Origin of the sequence: Neisseria sp. CP9 (assembly GCF_047758525.1) — a bacterium.
Lineage (GTDB): Bacteria > Pseudomonadota > Gammaproteobacteria > Burkholderiales > Neisseriaceae > Neisseria.
Genome location: NZ_CP180502.1, coordinates 1,617,329 through 1,640,753, shown reverse-complemented (window position 1 = coordinate 1,640,753; position 23,425 = coordinate 1,617,329). Strand labels below are relative to the sequence as shown.

General features: G+C 53.6%; 16 protein-coding genes, 2 tRNA genes and 1 pseudogene. 9 read left to right on the top strand and 10 right to left on the bottom strand.

Annotated features, from left to right (window positions below):
- Positions 1-41 precede the first annotated feature (41 nt).
- Both ACMYUL_RS07890 and rsmA read right to left on the bottom strand, forming a co-directional pair.
- Positions 42-770, bottom strand: coding sequence for an amino acid ABC transporter ATP-binding protein (locus tag ACMYUL_RS07890; RefSeq protein WP_003740819.1), 729 nt, complete (start codon positions 768-770; stop codon positions 42-44).
- Positions 771-787: 17 nt separating this feature from the next.
- Positions 788-1,567 carry a 16S rRNA (adenine(1518)-N(6)/adenine(1519)-N(6))-dimethyltransferase RsmA gene (rsmA, locus tag ACMYUL_RS07885; RefSeq protein WP_016687675.1) on the bottom strand — a complete coding sequence of 260 codons (780 nt, stop codon included), beginning with the start codon at positions 1,565-1,567 and terminating at the stop codon, positions 788-790.
- A gap of 183 nt (positions 1,568-1,750) precedes the next feature.
- On the opposite strand from rsmA, the gene ACMYUL_RS07880 reads away from it, so the two are divergent.
- From ACMYUL_RS07880 to ACMYUL_RS07870, 3 genes are all read left to right on the top strand, one after another.
- The gene (locus ACMYUL_RS07880) at positions 1,751-3,103 is read left to right on the top strand and encodes a deoxyguanosinetriphosphate triphosphohydrolase (protein WP_415769815.1); all 1,353 of its coding nucleotides are present in this window, start codon (positions 1,751-1,753) and stop codon (positions 3,101-3,103) included.
- A gap of 131 nt (positions 3,104-3,234) precedes the next feature.
- Positions 3,235-3,311: transfer RNA gene (locus ACMYUL_RS07875), tRNA-Arg, on the top strand.
- Between the two features lie 13 nt (positions 3,312-3,324).
- Positions 3,325-3,399, top strand: a tRNA-Glu gene (locus ACMYUL_RS07870).
- A 310-nt stretch (positions 3,400-3,709) separates the two neighbouring features.
- Here the strand turns inward: ACMYUL_RS07870 and ACMYUL_RS07865 are convergent.
- Together ACMYUL_RS07865 and ACMYUL_RS07860 are read right to left on the bottom strand one after the other, a co-directional pair.
- Positions 3,710-4,717, bottom strand: a complete 1,008-nt coding sequence (locus tag ACMYUL_RS07865; RefSeq protein ID WP_415769813.1) for an IS5 family transposase — start codon at positions 4,715-4,717, stop codon at positions 3,710-3,712.
- Positions 4,718-5,103: 386 nt separating this feature from the next.
- Positions 5,104-6,246 (bottom strand): extracellular solute-binding protein, encoded by a 1,143-nt coding sequence (locus ACMYUL_RS07860; RefSeq protein WP_415769811.1) that lies wholly within the window; start codon positions 6,244-6,246, stop codon positions 5,104-5,106.
- A gap of 302 nt (positions 6,247-6,548) precedes the next feature.
- Here ACMYUL_RS07860 and rpsT point away from each other — a divergent pair, with 302 nt between their 5' ends.
- The 4 genes from rpsT (at position 6,549) to aspS (ending at position 11,004) form a co-directional block, all read left to right on the top strand.
- A complete protein-coding gene (rpsT, locus tag ACMYUL_RS07855) occupies positions 6,549-6,812 on the top strand; it encodes a 30S ribosomal protein S20 (RefSeq protein WP_002212556.1) in 264 nt (87 codons plus the stop codon).
- 240 nt (positions 6,813-7,052) lie between these two features.
- Positions 7,053-8,273, top strand: a complete 1,221-nt coding sequence (locus tag ACMYUL_RS07850) for a phospholipase A (RefSeq protein WP_060974616.1) — start codon at positions 7,053-7,055, stop codon at positions 8,271-8,273.
- A gap of 158 nt (positions 8,274-8,431) precedes the next feature.
- Positions 8,432-9,133 (top strand): DUF502 domain-containing protein, encoded by a 702-nt coding sequence (locus ACMYUL_RS07845; protein ID WP_039407693.1) that lies wholly within the window; start codon positions 8,432-8,434, stop codon positions 9,131-9,133.
- 62 nt (positions 9,134-9,195) lie between these two features.
- Positions 9,196-11,004, top strand: a complete 1,809-nt coding sequence (gene aspS, locus ACMYUL_RS07840; protein ID WP_311151710.1) for an aspartate--tRNA ligase — start codon at positions 9,196-9,198, stop codon at positions 11,002-11,004.
- A gap of 80 nt (positions 11,005-11,084) precedes the next feature.
- Here aspS and ACMYUL_RS07835 read toward each other — a convergent pair.
- Positions 11,085-11,207, bottom strand: a pseudogene (locus tag ACMYUL_RS07835) (IS5/IS1182 family transposase); the annotation flags it as partial.
- 245 nt (positions 11,208-11,452) lie between these two features.
- Here ACMYUL_RS07835 and ACMYUL_RS07830 point away from each other — a divergent pair.
- Both ACMYUL_RS07830 and ACMYUL_RS07825 read left to right on the top strand, forming a co-directional pair.
- Positions 11,453-12,661: a hypothetical protein gene (locus ACMYUL_RS07830; protein WP_415769808.1), complete on the top strand. Its 1,209-nt coding sequence runs from the start codon at positions 11,453-11,455 to the stop codon at positions 12,659-12,661.
- Between the two features lie 263 nt (positions 12,662-12,924).
- Complete coding sequence (locus tag ACMYUL_RS07825) at positions 12,925-14,400, top strand: surface lipoprotein assembly modifier (RefSeq protein ID WP_415769806.1); 1,476 nt, start codon at positions 12,925-12,927, stop codon at positions 14,398-14,400.
- 713 nt (positions 14,401-15,113) lie between these two features.
- On the opposite strand, the gene ACMYUL_RS07820 is transcribed toward ACMYUL_RS07825, so the two are convergent.
- From ACMYUL_RS07820 to prpB, 5 genes are all read right to left on the bottom strand, one after another.
- A complete protein-coding gene (locus ACMYUL_RS07820) occupies positions 15,114-16,325 on the bottom strand; it encodes an acetate kinase (RefSeq protein WP_415769804.1) in 1,212 nt (403 codons plus the stop codon).
- 126 nt (positions 16,326-16,451) lie between these two features.
- The gene (gene prpF, locus ACMYUL_RS07815; protein ID WP_415769802.1) at positions 16,452-17,621 is read right to left on the bottom strand and encodes a 2-methylaconitate cis-trans isomerase PrpF; all 1,170 of its coding nucleotides are present in this window, start codon (positions 17,619-17,621) and stop codon (positions 16,452-16,454) included.
- Positions 17,622-17,662: 41 nt separating this feature from the next.
- Positions 17,663-20,272 (bottom strand): Fe/S-dependent 2-methylisocitrate dehydratase AcnD, encoded by a 2,610-nt coding sequence (gene acnD / locus ACMYUL_RS07810; RefSeq protein ID WP_415769800.1) that lies wholly within the window; start codon positions 20,270-20,272, stop codon positions 17,663-17,665.
- A gap of 391 nt (positions 20,273-20,663) precedes the next feature.
- Complete coding sequence (gene prpC / locus ACMYUL_RS07805) at positions 20,664-21,818, bottom strand: 2-methylcitrate synthase (RefSeq protein WP_415769798.1); 1,155 nt, start codon at positions 21,816-21,818, stop codon at positions 20,664-20,666.
- 80 nt (positions 21,819-21,898) lie between these two features.
- On the bottom strand, positions 21,899-22,774 hold the full coding sequence (prpB, locus tag ACMYUL_RS07800; protein ID WP_415769796.1) for a methylisocitrate lyase: 876 nt from the start codon (positions 22,772-22,774) through the stop codon (positions 21,899-21,901).
- Between the last annotated feature and the right edge of the window lie 651 nt (positions 22,775-23,425).

The following is a 23,425-nucleotide window of genomic DNA, read 5'->3' as shown; positions in this document are numbered from 1 at the left end:
AAAGCCTAAATCTGTCTTTCAGACGACCTTTTGACAAGCTGTTAATGCGTCATCACTTGCTGCAAGAACTGTTTGGCGCGTTCGTGTTTCGGATTGGTAAAGAACTCTTCCGGTGTTTCGTTTTCCAAAATCTGCCCTTTATCCACAAAAATAATGCGGTCTGCCACTTCGCGCGCAAAGCCCATTTCATGCGTAACACACATCATGGTCATGCCGCTTTCCGCCAAGTCCTGCATCACTTTCAACACTTCGCCGACCATTTCCGGGTCGAGCGCGGAAGTCGGTTCGTCAAACAACATCACACGCGGCTCCATCGCCAACCCGCGCGCAATCGCCACGCGCTGCTGCTGACCGCCGGAAAGCTGGCTGGGAAAAGCATCTTTTTTATGCGCCAAACCCACGCGTTCCAACAGCTCCATCGCTTTTTCCTCAGCCTGTTCTCGGCTTTGTTTTTTCACCTTCATCGGCGACAGGATGATGTTTTCCAATACGGTCAGATGCGGATATAGATTGAAGCCTTGAAACACAAAACCCACTTCTTCGCGCACCTTGTTCAAATCCGTTTGCGGATCGGCAACATTGATACCGTCCACCCAAATCTCGCCGCTCTCAATGCTTTCAAGCTGGTTGACGGTACGGATGAGCGTCGATTTGCCGCTGCCCGAAGGTCCGCAAACCACCACCACCTCACCCTGCTTCACTTCCAGATTGACGCCGTTGATGACGTGCAGGTCTTTGAAATGTTTATGTACGTTTTTGAATTTAATCATGTTGTTTCCAAATGTTTTCAGACGACCTTACGGACGAGATAATTGCTCAGTTCCACATATTTCTCCGGCGCGATGTGTTCGGCGCGGTCTTGCGGGCTGATGCCGACTGCCTGCAAATCCTCGTCGCCGGCAAGTTCTTTTAAATTGTTGCGTATGGTTTTGCGGCGTTGGTGGAAGGCGAGTTTCACCAGTTTGGCGAAATGCTCGAAATCGTCCGCCTTGCCGATGCGGTGTTTCACCGGAATCATGCGCACCACTGCAGAATCCACTTTCGGCGCAGGGTCAAACGATTCGGGCGGCACGTCAATCAACAGCTCCATATCAAAAAAATATTGCAGCATTACGCCCAAGCGGCCGTAGTCGTTGCTTTTCGGCGCGGCGACCATGCGTTCGACCACTTCTTTTTGCAGCATGAAGTGCATATCGACGACATCGTCTGCCACTTCCGCCAGCTTGAACAAAAGCGGCGTGGAAATGTTGTACGGCAGATTACCGACGATTTTCTTTTTGCCCGCGATGCTGTTGAAATCAAACTGCAATACATCGCCTTCATGAATCACGAGCTTATCCGCAAACGGCAGCGTTTTCAGACGACGTACGATGTCGCGGTCGATTTCGATAACGTGCAGGCAGTTCAGCTTTTTCGCCAAAGGCTCGGTAATTGCCGCCAAGCCCGGTCCGATTTCAATCACCACATCATCCGCCTGCGGGCGAACGGCGTTGACAATATCGGCAATAATCCGCGTGTCCTGCAAAAAATTCTGCCCGAAGCGTTTCCGGGCCTTATGTTCTTTCATCGCGTCTCTTCAAACTGTCGATCATTATAATAAGTGCGTATTGTAACTGAAAAACAAAGTCCTGTTCAGACCAACTGCCCAAGCAGCCGCCCTACGCCAATCGGGATTTCAAACCGTCCCGCAATGCAGTAATATCCCGTCCATCCTACAAAGCTCGTCTGAAAACCCGCAAGGAGCAATTTCATGCAGATGAATTGGAAAAACCTACTCTCCACACAACGTTTCCGCACGAAAAACGGCGAAATCATCCCTACTGTCACGCCTTCCACCCAAGAAGGCGCAGACGCTTTGCGCACCGACTTCCATATCGACTATGACCGCGTCGTGTTCTCTGGCGCATTCCGCAGACTGGGACGCAAAACCCAAGTCCACCCTCTTGCCGAACACGACCTGACCCACAACCGCCTCACGCACAGCGTCGAAGTCGCCAGCGTCGGACGCAGCATCGGCAACCGCGTAGGCGTGATGCTTCAGGCAGGCGGTTTTTTACCGGAAAACAATACGCCCAGCGACATCGGCGCCGTCGTCCAAGTCGCCTGCCTCGCACACGACTTGGGTAACCCCCCGTTCGGACACACCGGAGAAGACGCATTGCGCGACTGGTTCCGCAATCCTCAAAACCAGCCGTTTTTACAGACATTAAACGAAGCTGAGCGCAACGACATCCAAACCTATGAAGGCAATGCCCACAGCCTGCGCATCACGGCAAGTCTGGAAATGTATCCCGACGCAGGCGGCATGCGCCTGACGTCCGCCGCCATAGGCGCACTGCTGAAATACCCTTGGACCACGCAACACCCCAACGGAAGAAAAAAATTCAATATTTACCAAACCGAATTACCCTTCATCCGTCGCGTTGCCGACGAATTGGGGCTGATTGAATCAGGAACAGACTGTTGGATACGCCATCCCCTTTCCTACCTGATGGAGGCAGCCGACGACATCTGCTATGCCCTCTTAGACTTGGAAGACGCAGTCGAACTGGATTTGCTGAGCGACGCCGAAATCGAAAGCGTATTATCCGAACTCACTTTTGAAGAAAGCACTTGGCACGCACAATCCAGCCGCCAACGTTGCGCCATGTTGCGCGGCATCGCCATCGGCAAAGCGATAGAAGACGTCGCCCAAACCTTCATGATGCACCAATCCGACCTGCTAAACGGCAACTTCAAAGGCAAAGACCTGTTGGCGTTGTGCAGCCCGCAAGTTCAAAACACCTTGGAAAAAGCGAAAGAACTTGCCCGCACACGCATTTTCCGCCACCGCACCAAACTCATGACCGAAATCGCCACTTTCCCGTGTCTCGGCTCCATTTTGGATTTATTGGTTCCCGCCGCATACGCCATGATTGCGCAAAAACAGGTCGATGTACGCCAATCCCTCGCGCTTGAATTGCTAAAAAACCACGACCCCATCCAAGAAACCGACAGCCTGTATCGTGCATACATGAAAATTTTAGATTTTGTCGGCGGCATGACAGACAACGCCGCCGCAAAAATGGCACAAGATTTATCAGGCGTAGGCATTTTAAGATAATTAATATTCTTTATTTTCATATTGTTATTTTATTATAAATATTTTTATCCAGAAAATGCTGGACAGCCGCTGACAGCTTGTATATTATTCGGTCTTCTTGATTCACGACGCAGTCGCGAAGTGATGAAAATGCACCCGTAGCTCAGTTGGATAGAGTATCTGGCTACGAACCAGAGGGTCGGGCGTTCGAATCGCTCCGGGTGCGCCAACAAAATTTATCCGCGCCCATCGTCTAGCGGTTAGGACATCGCCCTTTCACGGCGGTAACCGGGGTTCGATTCCCCGTGGGCGTGCCAAATTCCGAAAGCACAGTTTAATTAAACTGTGCTTTTTCTTTATCACTCAAATCATTACAAACAGAGTGAACCCACTTTAAAATCAACACAAGACAACCAAATCACAGCCAATACCGCCGCAAAATAAAACAAAAGAACATCACATTAAAGTCAAATCCATATATAGAGACCTTTGCAAAATTCCTTTTCCCCCAACAGCCGAAACCTAAACAAAGATTTTCGGCTGTTTTCGTTTCAAATATCCACTAATTCTACCCAATACCCCCTTAATCCTCCCCGGACGCCCCATAATCAGGCATCCGAGCCGCCTTTAGGCGGCAGCGGGCGCACTTAGCCTGTTAGCCGCTTTCAACAGGTTCAAACACATCGCCTTCAGATGGCTTTGCGCACTCACTTTGAGCAGACCAAAATAGGCTGCCCGCGCATAACGGAATTTACGGTGCAGCGTACCGAAGCTTTGTTCCACCACATAACGGGTCTTCGACAAATACCGGTTACGTTTGGTTTGCGCTTCCGTCAGCGGACGGTTGCGGTGGGCTTTGCGCATAATGCCGTCCAACAACTGGTGTTCTTTCAGATGTTGCCGGTTTTCCTTACTGTCATAGCCTTTATCGGCATAGACGGTTGTGTCTTTGGCTATTCCTTCCAGCAAAGGCAACAGGTGGTTGCACTCATGGGTATTGGCGGGGGTAATGTGCAGTTTCTCGATATAGCCTTCCCCATCGGTACGGGTATGTTGTTTGTAACCGAGTCTGTAGAGACCGTTTTTCTTTGTCCAACGGGCATCTTTGTCCTTACTCGGTGTGGTTTGGCCGCTGACTTGTCCTTCTTCATCGACTTCTATAGCCTGAAGCTGTTTACCGCCGGCGGTTTGAATAATGGTGGCGTCAATGACGGCGGCGGATGCCTTCTCTACTTTTAGGTTTTTTTCGGTCAGTTGTCGGTTAATCAGTTCCAGCAATTCGGACAGGGTGTCGTCTTGCGCCAGCCAGTTGCGGTAGCGGCACAAGGTGCTGTAATCGGGGATGCTCAGTTCGTCAAAACGGCAAAACAGGTTGAAGTCGATGCGGGTGATGAGGCTGTGTTCGAGTTCGGGATCGGAAAGGCTGTGCCATTGTCCGAGCAGGACGGCTTTGAACATGGACAACAGGGGATAGGCGGGACGGCCGCGGTGGTCTCTAAGGTAACGGGTTCTTTGACGATTCAGGTATTGTTCGATCGGCTGCCAATCAATCACCTGATCCAACTTCAATAGCGGGAAGCGGTCGATGTGTTTGGCGATCATGGCTTGTGCGGTTTGTTGGAAGAAGGTGCTCATGGAAAATCCCCTAAATGTCTTGATGGGAATTTAGGGGATTTTGGGGAATTTTGCAAAGGTCTCAGATAAAAGGTCGTCTGAAAACGATGCAAGCCCTTGCCGTTTTCAGACGACCTTTTTATCCGCCGTCGTTCTTATAGTGGATTAACTTTAAATCAGGACAAGGCGACGAAGCCGCAGACAGTACAGATAGTACGGAACCGATTCACTTGGTGCTTCAGCACCTTAGAGAATCGTTCTCTTTGAGCTAAGGCGAGGCAACGCCGTACTGGTTTAAAGTTAATCCACTATACAACAGCCCATCACGAAACCAACATAAGCAAAGGTCGTCTGAAAACCCCAATTCAAGGTTTTCAGACGACCTTTCACTTTAAAACATCAAACCATTAGTTCGAACCGACTTTAATCTTCTGCCACAGGTTAACCGACAGTTTCTTCGCATCCGAACTCATTTGCGGCATCACAAAACCGTCTTTCATATCCTGAGCATTCGGGAAGATGGAGCGGGTATTAACCAACTCGGCAGGCATTTTCTCGCGTGCCGGTTTGCTTGCGGGCGCGAAGGTAACGGCAATGCCGTTTTTCGCAGCCACTTCGGGATCAAGCGTGTAGTTGATGTATTTATGGGCATTGGCGATGTTTTTCGCATCGGTGGGAATCAGCCAAGATTCAATCCAGAAGCCCATACCCTTCGGCGTCAAAACTTCAATGCCGACGTTGTTTTTCACTTCTTCGGAACGGGCTTTCGCCAAGTTCAAGTCGCCGCCGTTACCCGCTGCGAGACAGATGTCGCCGCGTGCCAATTCGTCAATGATAGACGGACTGAAACGTTTTACATCAGGACGGATGGCTTTCAGCACTTCCGCCGCCGCTTTCAAATCATCAGGATTTGTGCCTTTGGGGTCTTTACCCAAGTAGTTCAGCAAAATCGGGAACATTTCGCTCGGCGTATCCCACAAGGCGATACCGCATGATTTCAGCTTGTTGGTGTATTCGGGTTTGAACAGCAAATCCCAACCGTTTTCAGGCAGCTTGCCGCCCAAAAGTTCTTTGCCCTTCGCCGTAATTGCCAAAGTGTTGACGCCGGAGAAATAAGGAACGGCATACTGGTTGCCCGGATCGGCAGTTTCCAGCATTTTCAACAATTCGGGATCGATGTTTTTGTAATTGGGAATCAGGTCTTTATTGACTTTCTGATAAGCACCCGCTTCGATTTGGCGGGGCAGGAAAGCGATACCGGGAACGACCAAGTCATAACCGGATTTGCCGGTCAGCATTTTGGCTTCGAGGGTTTCGTTGTTTTCGTAAAGGTCGTAGGTCAGCTTCAGCTTATTGGCTTTTTTGAAGTCTTCAACGGTACTCTCGTCAACGTAGTTCGACCAGTTGTAGATGTTCAAAGTATCGGTGGCGGCTGCTTCGGCATTGGCAGCAGGCGCGCTGCCTGCTTGAGGTTGCTCGGTTTTTTTCTCGCCACCGCCGCAAGCGGCCAGCGATAATGCCGCCAATACGGTTAATACGGATTTTTTCATACGGGCAGATTCCTGATGAAAGATTGTTAACAGAAAATGAACACTCTGCACCCCATCAATACCCCGGCGCAAAGCGGGGCTATTGTAATGGAAGTAGGTGAGAACTCAAAGCAATATCTGACTGATTTTTATTGAAATAAGGCACGATTTCTTAGACTCGGGAAAACGGCGTTGCGCAAGATGTCGTTTTTGGGCAAAATACGGGCGATTTGCGCGCGCAAACAGAGAAAATACTTGCATATAGAGAAATCTGTCTTTAAAATTGCGCGTTTACAGAATTTATTTTTCAGGAGATATTCAATATGGCAAACAGCGCACAAGCCCGCAAACGTGCCCGCCAATCGGTTAAACAACGCGCCCACAACGCCAGCCTGCGTACTGCATTCCGTACCGCAGTGAAAAAAGTGTTGAAAGCAGTTGAAGCCGGCGACAAAGCTGCTGCTCAAGCAGTTTACCAAGAGTCCGTCAAAGTCATCGACCGTATCGCTGACAAAGGCGTATTCCACAAAAACAAAGCAGCCCGCCATAAGAGCCGTCTGTCTGCCAAAGTAAAAGCATTGGCTTAATCTTTTTCGCCTATCGTCTTGGTGTTTGATCACGTCGGGACGGGCAAGCAGGTAACGATGCCCCTGAGGTCTTAATCTTTCAGGGGCATTGCCGTATGTGATGCAAGTTGATGTAAACTTTTCAGACGACCTGCCGTAAAGCAGGCGCAAGGCGGTAAAATGCGGTTTGATCTGTTTTTCACACGATTAATCTCGATTTTCAGGCAAAAGGTCGTCTGAAAACATCCAATCGGCAATCCCATGAATGAAATGATGAACAAGATGTTGAAACACAAGTTGGCGCAAAGCGATGCCCAAAAAAACGGGAAACCGTCATTATCCAAATGTCGGCGCGCCTTGATGCTTATCCTTGTCAGCGGAGCCGCCGCCCCTGTCGCCTATGCCGACACGGCTTTGCAATGCACCTCCATTCAAGACAATGCCACCCGTTTGGCGTGTTACGACAGCATTTACTCGGCTCAACTGCCGCCGCAAGCACCGCTGCCCGTTATTCGCGAAGAAACCGCCAAAGCTCCTGTCGATTTACCCAAAACCATCAGCACCAGCCGCGAGAAAAAAGCGGCGACGATTGTGTTTGACGAAAATAAAGAACAATCCACCCTTTCGGAAGATAATCTCCGCACCACAGCCGATGCCTACACGCCATTGAGCCTGATGTACGATTTGGACAAAAACGACTCTCGCGGCTTGTTGAGCGTGCGCGAGCACAATCCCATGTACCTGATGCCCGCATGGTACAACAGCTCGCCCAACCTGCATCCCCATTCCCCTTCGCGCGGCACGACCAATCAGGAAAAATTCAGCGAACAGAAACACATAGAAACCAAACTGCAAGTTTCGTTCAAAAGCAAAATCGCCGAAGATTTGTTTAAAACCCGCGCGGATTTGTGGTTCGGCTACACCCAAAAATCCGATTGGCAGATTTATAACCAAGGCAGAAAATCCGCGCCGTTCCGCAATACCGATTACGAACCCGAAATCTTCTTGACCCAGCCCGTGAAGGCAGATTTACCGTTCGGCGGCAAACTGCGGATGGTCGGCGCAGGCTTCGTCCACCAATCCAACGGACAAAGCCGTCCCGAATCCCGCTCATGGAACCGCGTTTACGCATTGGCAGGGATGGAATGGGGCAAGCTGACTGTCATCCCGCGCGTGTGGATGCGCGCATTTGATCAGACTGGCGAAAACAACGACAATCCCGACATTACCGACTATATGGGTTATGGCGATTTGAAGCTGCAATACCGCCTGAACGACAAACAAAATATTTCGTCCCTGCTGCGCTACAATCCGAAAACCGGACACGGCGCGGTTGAAGCCGCCTATACTTTCCCGATTAAAGGCAAACTCAAAGGCGTCGTGCGCGGCTTTCACGGCTACGGCGAAAGCCTGATTGATTACAACCACAAACAAAACGGCATCGGCATCGGTCTGATGTTCAACGACTGGGACGGAATTTAATGCCGAATCTTGTTTTCAGACGACCTTTTATACCATGTTGCACGCAGGTCGTCTGAAAGCAAAACAAACACCCTTCCCATATTAAAAACACTCGTTTCCTATCGCCCAAACGCGTATAATGCAACGTTTGGGCGATATTTGTCGGAATAACACAGAAGATGACAGAACAAACGGCCGAAGGCGGAAAAGTTGCCAAGGCATTAAAAAAATATCTGATTACAGGCATGTTGGTGTGGCTGCCGATAGCCGTAACCATTTGGGCGGTCAGCTATATCATATCTGCCGCCGACCGGCTGATCAGTCTGCTGCCCGAGCAATGGCAGCCCCAATATTTCTGGGGATTCAACATTCCCGGCTTGGGCATTATTGCCGCCATTGTCGTCTTATTTCTGACCGGCGTGTTCGCCGCCAACGTTTTGGGGCGTCAAATCCTCGCCGCATGGGACAGCCTGTTGGGACGGATTCCCGTCGTCAAGTCCATCTACTCCAGCGTCAAAAAAGTATCCGAGTCCCTGCTCTCCGACAGTAGCCGCTCGTTCAGAACGCCCGTGCTGGTTCCATTCCCGCAACCCAATATTTGGACGATTGCCTTTGTATCAGGGCATATTCCCGACAAACTCAAAGGCAGCCTGCCGCACGATGACGACTATCTTTCCGTCTATGTGCCGACCACGCCCAACCCGACCGGCGGCTATTACATCATGGTGAAAAAAAGCGACGTGCGCGAACTCGATATGAGCGTGGACGAAGCATTGAAATATGTGATTTCGTTGGGCATGGTGATGCCGGATGAAGTTCGGGTCAAGGCTTTGGCAGAACACAGGTCGTCTGAAAACGGCGATACAGAACAAAACAATTAAGGTCTCTTTTTCAGACGACCTTTTCCTTCTTTTCAAATTGAACAATATAAAAAGGTGATTTTATGCGTACCAACTATTGCGGCCTGATCAGCGAGCAATACTTAGACCAAACCGTAACCGTCAAAGGCTGGGTACACCGCCGACGCGACCACGGCGGTGTGATTTTTATCGACCTGCGCGACCGCGAAGGCATTGTCCAAGTCGTGATTGACCCCGACACGCCCGAAGCATTTGCCACTGCCGATTCCGCCCGCAACGAATACGTTTTGAGCATTACCGGCCGCGTGCGCAACCGTCCCGAAGGCACAACCAACGACAAAATGATTTCCGGCAAAATCGAAATCCTCGCCAAAGAAATCGAAGTCTTGAACGCCGCTGCGACGCCGCCGTTCCAAATCGACGACGAAAACATCAGCGAAAACGTACGCCTGACCAACCGCGTTATCGACCTGCGCCGTCCGGTGATGCAGCGCAACCTGCGCCTGCGTTATCAAGTCGCTATGGGCGTTCGCCGTTATCTGGACGCGCAAGGCTTCATCGACATCGAAACCCCGATGCTGACCCGCTCCACGCCCGAAGGCGCGCGCGACTACCTCGTGCCGAGCCGCGTTCATCCGGGCGAGTTTTTCGCGCTGCCGCAATCGCCGCAATTGTTCAAACAACTGTTGATGGTGGCAGGTTTCGACCGTTACTACCAAATCACCAAGTGCTTCCGCGACGAAGACTTGCGCGCCGACCGCCAGCCCGAATTCACCCAAATCGACTTGGAAACCTCGTTCTTGAACGAGGATGAAATCATGGACATCACCGAAGGCATGGCAAAACAAGTCTTCCAAGACGCGCTGGGCGTGGACTTGGGCGATTTCCCGCGTATGCCTTACGCCGAAGCCATGTTCTACTACGGCTCCGACAAGCCCGATATGCGCATCAACCTGAAATTCACCGAGCTGACCGACCTGATGAAAACGGAAGAATTCAAAGTCTTCCGTGGCGCAGCCGACATGAAAGGCGGCCGCGTGGTTGCCCTGCGCGTACCGAACGGCGCGAAATTCAGCCGCAAAGAAATCGACGAATATACCAAATTTGTCGGCATCTACGGCGCGAAAGGTTTGGCATACATCAAAGTGAACGATGTCAGCAACCTTTCCAACGGCGAAGACAGCGGTCTGCAATCTCCAATCGTGAAATTCCTGTCTGAAAACGCCCTGAAAGAAATCATTGAACGTACCGGCGCACAAAACGGCGACATCATCTTCTTCGGCGCAGACAAAGCCAAAGTCGTGAACGAAGCCATCGGCGCGCTGCGTATCAAAGTCGGTTTGGAACACGGCGCAGAAAACGGCTACTTCGTGGACGAATGGAAACCTTTGTGGGTTGTCGATTTCCCGATGTTTGAATACGACGAAGACGCCGACCGCTACGTTGCCGTACACCATCCGTTTACTGCGCCTAAAGAAGGTCACGAAGACCTGATGGTTTCTGACCCGGCAAACTGCCTGGCACGCGCCTATGATATGGTGTTGAACGGCTGGGAAATAGGCGGCGGTTCCATCCGTATCCACCGTGCCGACGTACAGGAAAAAGTGTTCGCCGCTCTGAAAATCAGCCCCGAAGAGCAACAAGAAAAATTCGGCTTCCTCTTGGACAACCTGAAATTTGGCGCGCCTCCTCACGGCGGTTTGGCATTCGGCCTCGACCGTCTGGTAACGCTGATGACCGGCGCCGAATCCATCCGCGACGTTATTGCCTTCCCGAAAACCCAACGCGCCCAATGTCTGCTGACCAACGCACCTAATGCGGTGGACGACAAACAGTTGCGCGAATTGAGCTTGCGCCTGCGTCAGAAAGCAACCGAAAATAAAGAAGCGTAATTTTAAAAGCAGGTGGGCAACACCTGACAGTCAAAAGGTCGTCTGAAACCTATTACACGGGTTTCAGACGACCTTTTTTATAGTGGATTAAATTTAAACCAGTACGGCGTTGCCTCGCCTTGTCGTACTATTTGTACTGTCTACGGCTTCGTCGCCTTGTCCTGATTTAAATTTAATCCACTATATAACAGATGTGACAAATGTCAGGAGGTGGGCATTTTCTATTTTAATCCTTCGGCATTCATCAAGTCATGGGCAAATCGCCTTATTAAATTTAATCTAGTTGAGTAATATCAGTTTATATTCATAATCCCACAGTAATTTTTTACATTTCCTTTTTGCCATGCTATCCTCGCCTCCCCTGTATGTATCAGCTTGTTTCATCAAGCAGTTTATTGTTGCATGCATACAGACAATATCCTAATTAATTATCGACAAGAGTATTGCTATGAAAAAAATAACTTCCTCTATTCTAAAAACCTGTTTTGCAGCAACGGCGGTTATCACAGCGCATTCTGCGTTTGCATATGACGCTTCCCGCCCCACCTCTGCTCCCGCACGCAGCACTTTGGACAACCACAATTTCCCCTATTCCATGCCGATTAATCCTAACGCAGCCCGCGACGGCAAACCTTATTTGAAAGCACACGACGACGTAATGACGCTGGCGGGTGCGACCCTGCCTCCTGCACGTCCGGTCAAACCGACTGCGCCTCCCCCACAACGTGCGCCATTGGCTAACCAGAATTTCCCTTACTCCATGCCAATCGGCGGCAATGTTTCGATACCGGACAGTGGTGTGATGAGCACAGCTTCCCAACCTCCTGCCCGCCCTATCGGCAAACCGATTGCGCCTCCTCCGTCTAAACCCGTCGTCAACAATGGTAACTTCCCTTACTCTGAGCCAATTTATGGCAAACGTACTTCGACAACACCTGTCGGCGTCATGACCACAGCCGACGCACCTCCTGCCTACAATCCAAATAACGCAGTGACAAAACCTCAATACACAGTCAAAAATTCCGTCCGCGTTGCTGATGCCGACAACCTGAAAAACAAAGAAATCCTGTTTGTTATCGACAGAATCGAAGGCAAGGGCGAGCGCGTCATCCGCGAACGCCGCATCAATCAGATCGAGCTGTTCAGCCTGAATACTGAAGACGGCAAAGGAAAAGGCTTGCTGACCGTCGGCAAAATTCCGACTGCTTCGGGCAATGTGTTCTTCGGCGAATGGGCGCCTGCTTCAGAAGCCGCCGCTACTGCGCATGTCAAAGGCAACGCGCATCCTGCTTGGTTCTATGGCAAAAACCCGACTGGCAGCACCAAAGGCTTGGCAACTGCGACTTACAACGTAGTCGGTGTCAACGGTCATAAAGCCGGCGAACGCGATATCTATACCGGTACCGTCAAAGCCTATTTCGGTTCAGGCGACAGCGGCAGCATGACCGGCAAACTGGCGCGCCATACCGACACTCTGGACTTTGCCGGCGTGAAAATCGACAACCGCAACGGTACTTTCGCCTCTGACGCCGCCCGCAACCACGAAGGCATCAAAGGTCAGTTCTACGGTCAAAATGCCGCCGCATTGGTGGGTACTGCGACCCGTGGTACGGAAAGCCGCGCCGATGACATCTCCTTCGGCGGTATAAAACAATAAACCGACGATGGGACCATAACGGGGAAGGCGCGGATTGCCGTGCTTTCCCCATTTTATGGCAAGTTGCGGACGAATTTCCGCAGTTTCCGTTTTCAGACGACCTTTTGTGCTCGTCTCTATCTAAAAGGGTCGTCTGAAAACGGAAACAGATTAAAAACAAAGCAATATTGAACATTGCATCTTTTCAGACGACCTATTCCGCCTCACCATAATCCACCTCGTCTGAAAATTGCTTACCACACACCCAGCCCGAAAGAATACGAATGAACAAATTCTGCCTCCTCCTGCTTGCCCTGCTGCCCCTGTCCGCCCACGCAGACAGCGACGACCTACGCCGCCTGTCTGAAGAAAACGGGCGCGTGCAGCAGCAATATCGGGAAAGCGGCTGGCTGGACGGCGGCACACCTGCAGGCGATATCGAAAACGACGACGCATACATCCGCATCGGTGGTCAAATTTACACCGTCGGCAACAATACCGAAGAGCTGGAAAGCGCGATTTACCATGCCATCAACGAACGTCAATGGAAAAAGGCAGAGCGTTTCGCCACACGCTACGCCGCCCTGCCCGACCACAATCCCGCCCTGCCCAAATTGGTGCTCGGTTTGAAACAACGCGCCGAAGGACGCCTCGCCGAAGCCTTACGAAACCTGCAAACGGCAGAAACACTCAACCCCGACAACCCGCGCATCCTGCTCGAAACCGCGCGCCTTTATACCGAAGACAACCAAAACCGCGAAGCCCAAAGCGCATTCGCCCGCGCCCAAGCCGCCGACATTCCCGAAGAAACCCGCGCCCTGATCGGACAATATCTCGGCGAAATCGACAAACGCAGCCGCTGGCACGGACAAATCGGCATCGCTTACGGCTACAACAGCAACATCAACCAATCCGACGGCTCCGTCCGCTGCATCCTGCCGCTTGGCGGTCAATGCCTCGCCTACCAAAACCTGCCCGCCCCCATCAGCTCCCCCGCATGGAATTACAGCATAAGCGCAGGCAAAATCACCCCCGTCAAAGGACACCACAGCCTCAAAACCAACCTTCTCGCCTACGGCACACACTACCGCCGCAAAGACACAGACGCCGCCCTGTCCGACTACGGCAGCCAAACCGGCACACTGTCTGCCGGCTACGAATACGCCGACGCACAAAGCCGCCTCTCACTGATGCCCGTTTACGAACACGAACGGCGCAACCGCCACACCTACCACAACGCCTACGGCGCCGAAGCCTCGTGGACGCATACCTTCAACCCCAAATGGCAGGTCAACGCCGACTGGTCGGGCAAACGCTACCGCCACAGCGGCACCGCCAAAACCTACGCCGCCGACTACACCGAATACCGCACAGGCTTGGGTGCAGAATACGCCCTAACCCCAAAAACCGGCTTGTTCGCAGGATCGGACTACACCCGCCGCACCTACAACGGCGGCACATCCGACCACCGCGAATACACCCTCCGCACAGGCTTATACACCCTGTTTGACAACGGCACCTACCTCAACGCCCTCGTCATGAAACGGCGCAACCTCTACGACCGCGCAGGCATCGCCGCAGACGGACAAAGACGCAGCGACCGCCAAACCGTCTGGCTCGCCGCCGCAGGCTTCAGACAATGGCACATCGGCGGCTTCTACCCCGAACTGCGCTTCAAACACACCACCGTCAAAAGCAATTCCGTGTTCTACCGCTACCGCCAAAACGAAATCATGCTGGGCGTGAAGAAACAGTTTTAAAACGCTTTTGCCGAATGAACGAGGTCGTCTGAAAATAAGAATTTATGGATTTCAGACGACCTCTTTTAATGGATTCAAATAACAGCAAACACCCTACCCGCCGCAATCTCCATCCACTCCTTTCTCCTCCCCTGCGACCTACCCCCTCTCCCGTCCGGCGGGAGAGGGTTGGGGAGAGGGTGGCTCTATGGACCTCACGAGTTTTATTTACCTAAACCTGTAAAACCACCCCCATCCTAGCCTTCCCCCGCCGGACGGGGGAAGGGACAAGGTTGCTGATATGGCAAGAGGTCGTCTGAAACCAAAATCTTGTTTTCAGACGACCTTTTTAATCGGTTCTAAACAGTAAACACCTTACCTACCGCCATTCTTCCCCATATCACCTTACCATCTGCTGCAACCTGCCCCCCTCTCCCGTCCGGCGGGAGAGGGTTGGGGAGAGGGTGGCTCTACAGGCTGCTCGAATTTGATTTTTCTCAGAAACACAAAGCCACCCCCATCCTAACCTTCCCCCGCCAGACGGGAAATGAACAGGATTGCTGATACGGCAAAAGGTCGTCTGAAAATTGGGATTTATGAATTTCAGACGACCTCGTTCACAATCAAACCACACTAAACAATCCTCCGTCGTCATTCCCACAAAAGAAGAGGTCGTCTGAACCCCATCTTTCAGACGACCTCTTTTCTCTTTCAAAAACGCTCTGCCCTAACCTCTAGCCTGCTTCTTGCAAAAAGCCTGTCAGTGCTGCGGTGTCGAGTGCGATCATCAGTTCTTCGTTGGTCGGCACGACCAAGACGGCGGGGTTGGAGCCTGTCGGGCTGATGATGCCTGAGTTGCCGTAGCGTTTTTCCATATTGGCTTTGGTGTCGATGTGCAAACCCAAATAGTCGAGGTAGGAAACGGTTTTGGCGCGGATGTTGCGGGAGTTTTCGCCGATGCCGCCGGTGAAGACGAGGGCGTCTATGCCGCCGCAGGCAACCGACATCGAGGCGATGTATTTGGCGAGGCGGTAGGTCATGACTTCGAGGGCGAGGCGTGCGCCTTCGTGACCTTCGTCGGCGGCGATTTCGAGGGTGCGGCAGTCGTTGGAGAGTTCGGAGATGCCGAGCAATCCTGATTTTTTGTTCAGCATTTCATCGACTTGCTCGATGTTCATGCCGGCGTGGGCGGTCAGGTAGCTGTACACGCCGGGGTCGATGTCGCCGCAGCGTGTACCCATGACGAGGCCTTCGATGGGGGTGAAGCCCATGCTGGTATCGACGGATTTGCCGTTTCGGATGGCGGTGATGGACGCGCCGTTGCCGAGGTGGGCGACGATCATGCGCAAATCTTCCAGCGGTTTGCCCAAAATCCGCGCGGCTTCGGGGGCGACGTAGCGCATGCTGGTGCCGTGGAAACCGTAGCGGCGGAAGGCGTATTTTTTACGCAATTCGCGCGGCACGGCGTAGGTGTAGGCGCGTTCGGGCATGGTTTGGTGGAACGAGGTGTCCATCACGCCGACGTTGGGCAGGCCGGGGAAGTGTTCCTGCGCGGCGAGGATGCCGCTGATGTTGGCGGGGTTGTGCAGCGGGGCGAGCGGGATGCAGGCTTTCAGTTCGTCGAGGACGTCTTGGTCGATGAGGACGGACTCGTGATATTTTTCGCCGCCGTGGGCGATGCGGTGGCCGATGGCTTTGATGCGGTCGTGCAGGCCGTGTTTTTCCAGTTCGTTCAAGAGCATACCCACCGCGCCGGCGTGGCAGTTGCGGCCGGTCAGGGGAACTTGGCGTTTGTTGCCGTCTTTGTTGAAGGTGATGACGGCTTCGGGCGTACCCAAACGTTCGCCGAGGCAGCTTAGGACGACGCTGCCGCTTTTGCGGTCGATAACGGCACCTTTGAGCGAGGAACTGCCGCAGTTCAGGACGAGGATGAGTTGGTCGGACATGATATTTCTCCTTGTAGTTTGTGGTTGTTTTTTTGGTGTAGGGTCGTCTGAAAGAGGATGGGCGTTGGGCGGGGTGTTTTCAGACGACCTCTTTGGGTTTTGCAGGCAAACCCACGCTACGTCGATTTAAAAACAATCCTCAGGCACCCTGACCCGCCCTTCCATAATCACGCGCGCGCTGCGGCTCATGACGGCTTTTTTCACCGCCCAGATGCCGTCCGAACATTCTGCCGCCGCGCCGACGCGCAATGTGCCGGAAGGATGGCCGAAGCGCACTTCGTTGCGCGTTCCGCCGCCTGCCGCGAGGTTGACCAGAGTGCCGGGGACGGCGGCGGCGGCGGCGATGGCGACCGAGGCGGTGCCCATCATGGCGTGGTGCAGTTTGCCCATGCTCAGGGCGCGTACCAGCAGATCGATGTCGGCGGCGTTCACGGTTTTGCCGCTGGAGGCGGTGTAATCGGCGGCGGGGGCGACGAAGGCGACTTTCGGCGTGTGCGCGCGGGCGGAGGCTTCGGACACGTCGTTAATCAGGCCCATTTTCAGCGCACCGTAAGCGCGGATTTTCTCGAATTTTTCCAGCGCGGCGGCATCGTTGTTGATGTCGTCCTGCAACTCTTTGCCCGTGTAGCCCAAGTCGGCGGCGTTCAGGAAAACGGTCGGAATGCCCGCGTTGATGAGCGTGGCTTTCAGACGACCTATGTCCGGAACGTCCAGCTCGTCCACCAAGTTGCCGGTCGGAAACATACTGCCTTCGCCGTCGGCGGGGTCGAGAAATTCGATTTGCACTTCGGCGGCGGGAAAGGTAACGCCGTCCAGCTCAAAATCTCCTGTTTCCAAGACTGCGCCGTTTTGCATCGGAACGTGGGCGATGATGGTTTTGCCGATGTTTTTCTGCCAGATTTTCACCGTGCAGATGCCGTCTGAAGGGATTTTGGCTTTATCGACCAAGCCTTGCTCGATGGCAAACGCGCCCACGGCGGCGGTGAGGTTGCCGCAGTTGCCGCTCCAATCGACGAAAGGCTTGTCGATGGAAACTTGCCCGAAAAGGTAATCGACGTCGTGGTCGGCACGTTCGGACTTATCCAAAATCACCGCCTTGCTGGTCGACGAGCTGGCGTTACCCAAACCGTCTATCTGCTTGCCGTAGGGGTCGGGGCTGCCGAGTACGCGCAACAGGATTTTGTCGCGCGCGCTGCCCGCTTCCCGCGCCGCATCGGGCAGGTCGGAACGTTTGAAAAACACGCCTTTGGATGTACCGCCGCGGTAGTAAACGGCGGGGATTTTGATTTGTGGCATTCTGTTTCTCCTTGTTTCTGATTTGGGTTTTCAGACGACCTCTAAGCCGCGTTCCCTTCCAAAAAGTCCTGTGCAAACCGTTGCAGCACGCCTCCGGCTTCGTACACCAGCACTTCCTCTGCGGTATCGAGGCGGCAGGTAACGGGGACTTCGACGGTTTCGCCGTTTTTACGGTGAATCACGAGGGTCAGGTCGCAGCGCGGCGTGCGTTCGCCGACCACGTCGTAGGTTTCCGTGCCGTCCAGTTGCAGGGTGTGGCGGTTGGTGCCGGCTTTGAATTGCAGCGGCAAGACACCCATGCCGATGAGGTTGGTGCGGTGGATGCGCTCGAAACCTTCGGCGGCGATGGCTTCCACGCCCGCCAGCCGCACGCCCTTCGCCGCCCAGTCGCGGCTGGAGCCTTGTCCGTAGTCCGCGCCGGCGATGATGATGAGCGGCTGTTTGCGGTTCATATAGGTTTCGATGGCCTCCCACATGCGCATGGTTTCGCCTTCGGGTTCGACGCGGGCGAGCGAGCCTTGGCGTACGCTGCCGTCTTCGTTTTTCACCATTTCGTTAAATAATTTGGGATTGGCGAAGGTGGCGCGTTGGGCGGTGAGGTGGTCGCCGCGGTGGGTGGCGTAGGAATTGAAGTCTTCTTCGGGCAAACCCATTTTCGCCAAGTATTCGCCTGCCGCACTCGCTGCCAGAATCGCGTTCGAAGGCGAAATGTGGTCGGTGGTGATGTTGTCGGGCAGAATCGCCAAGGGTCGCATTCCCGTCAGGCTGCGTTCGCCCGCCAGCGCGCCTTCCCAATAGGGCGGACGGCGGATGTAGGTGGACATCGGGCGCCAGTCGTACAGCGGACTCGGGGCTTTTTGCGCTTTGCCGGTGTCGAACATCGGCACATACACGTCGCGGAACTGCTGCGGTTTCACATATTCGGCAACGACGGCATCGATTTCTTCGTCGGTCGGCCAGATGTCTTTCAGGCGGATTTCCTTGCCGTCGTCTGAAACGCCGAGTACGTCGTTTTCAATATCGAAACGGATGCTGCCCGCGATGGCGTATGCCACCACCAGCGGGGGCGAAGCGAGGAAAGCCTGTTTCGCATACGGGTGAATGCGGCCGTCGAAGTTGCGGTTGCCCGACAGTACGGCAGTGGCGTACAAATCGCGGTCTATGATTTCCTGCTGGATTTTCGGGTCGAGCGCGCCGCTCATGCCGTTGCAGGTAGTGCAGGCGAAGGCGACGATGCCGAAGCCGAGTTTTTCCATTTCGGGCAACAGCCCCGCTTCTTTCAAATAGATTTCCGCCACTTTCGAGCCGGGGGCGAACGAGGTTTTAACCCACGGTTTGCGTTTCAGCCCGAAGCGGTTGGCATTGCGCGCCAAGAGTGCGGCGGCAACGACGTTGCGCGGGTTGGAAGTGTTGGTGCAACTGGTAATCGCGGCGATGATGACCGCGCCGTCGGGCATGAGGCCGTCTGAAGGCTCTTCGTAGGGCTTCGCCAGCCCTTTCGCTGCCAAATCGACGGTGGCAAAACGCGCGTGCGGGTTGCTCGGGCCTGCCATGTTGCGCGTTACGCTGCTCAAATCAAACTTCAACACGCGCGGATAAACGGCGGTTTTCAGGTCGTCCGCCCACAGCCCCGCGGTTTTGGCGTAGGTTTCCACCAATTTCACCTGCGCGTCGTCGCGTCCGGTCAGTTTCAAATAATCAATGGTTTGCTCGTCGATGGCGAACATGGCGGCAGTCGCGCCGAACTCCGGCGTCATGTTGGAAATGGTCGCGCGGTCGCCGATGGACAGGCTTCTTGCGCCCTCGCCGAAAAATTCGACAAACGCCCCGACCACGCGTTCTTTGCGCAGAAACTCGGTCAGCGCCAACACAATATCTGTCGCCGTAATGCCCGCCTGCCGTTTGCCCGTCAGCTCCACGCCGACAATATCGGGCAGGCGCATCATGGACGCGCGCCCCAGCATCACCGTTTCCGCTTCCAAACCGCCCACGCCTACGGAAATCACGCCCAGCGCATCGACGTGCGGCGTGTGCGAATCCGTGCCGACGCAGGTGTCGGGGAACGCCACGCCGTTTTTGACTTGGACGACGGGCGACATTTTTTCCAGATTGATTTGGTGCATGATGCCGTTGCCCGCCGGAATCACGTCCACATTTTCAAAAGCGGTTTTCGTCCAGTTGATAAAGTGGAAACGGTCTTCGTTGCGCCGGTCTTCGATTTCACGGTTTTTGCGGAACGCATCGGGGTCGTAGCCGCCGCATTCCACCGCCAGCGAGTGGTCGACGATAAGCTGCGTCTGCACCACCGGATTCACTTTGGCAGGATCGCCGCCCTTCTCTGCAATCGCATCGCGCAAGCCCGCCAAATCCACCAGCGCGGTCTGCCCCAGAATATCGTGGCACACCACCCGCGCGGGATACCACGGAAAATCGATTTCCTGCTTCCCTTCTATCAACTGGCCCAGCCAGCTTTGCAGCGTCGGCAAATCGACTTTGTCCGCGCGGTTGACCAAGTTCTCCGCCAAAATGCGGCTCGTGTAAGGCAGCTTGTCGTAAGAGCCGGCTTGAATGTCCTCACACGCCGCACGCGCGTCGTAGTATTCCAAATCCGTACCGGGCAGCGGTTTGCGGTAACGTTGGTTGGCAGCCATGTTCAGTTCTCCTGTGGATCTATTTTTCTTGTGGTTTGGGGTTTCAGACGACGTTTTTGAAGGGGTCGTCTGAAACTTTAATATTCGGTTTTAATGGGTAACAACGATATTGCACGTCGTCTGAAATCCGTTCGGCTCGCAGTTTTGGCGAAGCCGTGAAAAAAGTTGCCGCGCTGCCTCCGCCATTCCCGCCGCGGCCTGTCCTCGCTTAGGCGGGGGCGGGAATGACGGCAGACGTTGCGGCTGGTTTTTCAGACGACCTTCTCTCTCGCATCTTTCAACAGGCCGTCTGAAAAGCTTAACCATAGGCGGGATTCAGTTTGCCGCGGGCAAAGCCCACGCTACACGTCGTCTGAAATCCGATTGGCGTCTCCTACGGTTGTGGTCTGTCTCAGCGTTCTTCAATCTCCACAAACGCCAAATCTTCAGGGCCGGTGTAGTTCGCACTCGGACGGATGATTTTGCCGTCTTTGCGCTGTTCGAGGACGTGTGCCGCCCAGCCGGTGGAGCGCGAAATTACAAACAGCGGCGTGAACATGGCGGTCGGTACGCCGAGTTTTTGGTAGGACACGGCGGAGAACCAGTCCAAGTTCGGGAACATTTTTTTCTCTTCCCACATCACGCTCTCCAAGCGTTCGGCGATGTCGAACAGGCGCATATCACCCGCTTCTCGGCTCAAACCGCGCGCCACTTCTTTAATCACGACGTTGCGCGGGTCGGAAATGGTGTAAACCGGATGGCCGAACCCGATAACGATTTCTTTGCGGGTAATGCGTTCGCGGATGTCGGCTTCGGCTTCGTCGGCGTTGCGGTAGCGTTTTTGGATGTCGTAGGCAACTTCGTTCGCGCCGCCGTGTTTCGGACCTTTGAGCGCGCCGATGGCGCCGGTGATGCAGGAATACATGTCCGAGCCTGTACCGGCAATCACGCGGGCAGTAAAGGTGGAGGCGTTGAACTCGTGTTCGGCATACAGAATCAGCGAAACGTGCATGGCTTTAACCTGCGATTCGGTCGGGCGTTTGCCGTGCAACAGGTGCAGGAAGTGGCCGCCGATGGTGTCTTCCTTGCTTTCGACGTCGATGCGTTTGCCGTTGTGCGAATATTGATACCAGTAGAGCAGGATGCTGCCGAGGCTGGCGATGAGTTTGTCCGCGATGTCGCGTGCTTCGCTGTCGGGGTGGCTTTCGCGTTCGGGATGAACGCAGCCGAGCATGGACACGCCGGTACGCATCACGTCCATCGGATGCGTGTGCGCGGGCAGGCTTTCCAAAACCTTAATCACGCGGATAGGCAGGCCGCGCATGGATTTGAGCTTGGTTTTGTAGGCGGCGAGTTCGGATTTGTTGGGCAGATGACCGTGAATCAGCAGGTAGGCGACTTCTTCAAACTCGCATTTCTGCGCCAGATCGAGAATGTCGTAACCGCGGTAGCTCAAATCGTTGCCGGTACGGCCGACGGTACACAGCGCGGTATTGCCCGCCGCCACGCCGGAGAGGGCGACGGATTTTTTCGGTTTGAAGGTCGGGGTTTCGGGGGTTGCAGTCATGGTATTTCTCCTTTGTGTTTTTATGGGTTTTGGGTTTTCAGACGACCTATTCAAGGTTGGAGGTCGTCTGAAAACGGTTTTTACTTCTGAAACAATTTATCCAGCTTCTGCTCGAAGTCGTGATAATTCAAATGCTCGTAAAGCTCGGCGCGGGTCTGCATGGTATCGACCACCGCCGCTTGCGTGCCGTCGCGCATAATCGCCTCATAAACATTCAGCGCGGCCTTGCTCGCGGCGCGGAACGACGAGAGCGGATACAGCACCAACGACACGCCGTTGTCCGCCAGCTCGCGCTGCGTATAAAGCGGCGTCGCGCCGAATTCGGTAATGTTCGCCAACACGGGCACTTTCACCGCGTCCGCAAATTGCCGGTACATCGCCAAATCCGTCATCGCCTCGGGGAAAATCATGTCCGCGCCCGCTTCCACGCAAGCCTGCGCCCGCTCGATGGCGGCATCCAAACCTTCCACCGCCAGCGCGTCCGTCCGCGCCATAATCACAAAATTCTCATCCACGCGCACATCCACGGCGGCTTTAATGCGGTCAACCATTTCATCTTTAGAAACAATGGCTTTGTTCGGACGATGGCCGCAACGCTTCTGCGCCACCTGATCTTCGATATGCACCGCCGCCACGCCCGCACGCTCGAAGTTGCGAATCGTGCGCGCGATATTGAACGCCCCGCCCCAACCGACATCAATGTCTACCAGCAAAGGCGTATCCACATTGTCCGTAATCCGCCGCGCATCAATCAGCACATCTTCCATCGTGGTGATGCCCAAATCCGGAATCCCGCACGAACAGGCCGCCACGCCGCCGCCCGACAGATACACCGCCTTAAACCCGCTCTGCGTCGCCAGCCGCGCAAAATAAGCGTTCACACAGCCGACCACGGCAAGGGGATTCGACTCCTTCACAGCTTGGCGGAAACGGGTGCCGGCAGAAAGTTGGCTCATGATATTTCTCCTTTGTAGATTAGATTTTTTTCAGTATCGACTCAGCGGCCCAGTTTCCGCGAAACCTGAAACGAACCGTTCAAAAAGAAACAATGGTTTCAAAACCGTTTTCAGACGACCTTTCAAAACCAAACCCATCGGGTTCTCTGAAAAATCAAAATCAATAAAAACAATCAATTAACAAATTCAATACAAACAATTCGGCTGAAGCGGAGGTATACGGAATTTTTTAATATTTTTAATATTCAGAAAAGAAATAAAGCTGGAAAGACAGAATTTTCAAAACCCAAACCGTCCGCAGAAATGCGGAAACCCCGATTCGGGCAAAGAGCCGTCAGACCGCCGCGGCTGCCCAAAAGCAGACGACGACGGATGCGGCAGAGATAGAAGACGATCTATAACAAGACGGAGAAGTTTGGTACAGATTCATGATAGGGTTCCTTTGTAGTTCAATGTAGTTTTTATAAGTATGGACAAATTTAAAAAATAATTTTCAGGCTGTCAAACACTTTTTCTAAAATATTTTTAAAAAATTCAATCATTAATGAACAATACTTCAGAAACAAAACCCAAAACCCCCACTTTAAAATACCCAAAATCCTTACCGGACAAAGCCTGTACCACCTCTAACCAATCAGAACGATTTTAAAC